Annotated in this window: 1 pseudogene; it reads right to left on the reverse strand. The window is 37.5% G+C overall.

The features are described 5' to 3' along the window. Nucleotides 1-251 (reverse strand): annotated as a pseudogene (locus tag H4J50_RS19320) (hypothetical protein); the annotation flags it as partial.

A 251-nucleotide genomic window follows, 5' to 3' on the forward strand; every position in this document is an offset into this window, starting at 1 on the left:
TTCTTCAAGCGTAGCCCAACCATTGATTGCTGAAGCGTATACAACTTTAAAATCAAGTTGTTCATCAGTAGCACCAAGGTTATCAAACAATTCAAAAACTTGATCCATAACCCAATCAGGACGAGAAGTAACATACTTACCTTCTTTACCACAAAATGGTGAAGTGTTTACTTGGAAAGTCATGTTGATTGTAGGTTCATCAACAGATAGTGCTGGTAAGCCTTCAACTTCTGTAGGACAACATACAGTAT

The sequence above is a fragment of the Colwellia sp. 6M3 genome (genome assembly GCF_014077595.1).
In the GTDB taxonomy this organism is placed as follows: domain Bacteria; phylum Pseudomonadota; class Gammaproteobacteria; order Enterobacterales; family Alteromonadaceae; genus Cognaticolwellia.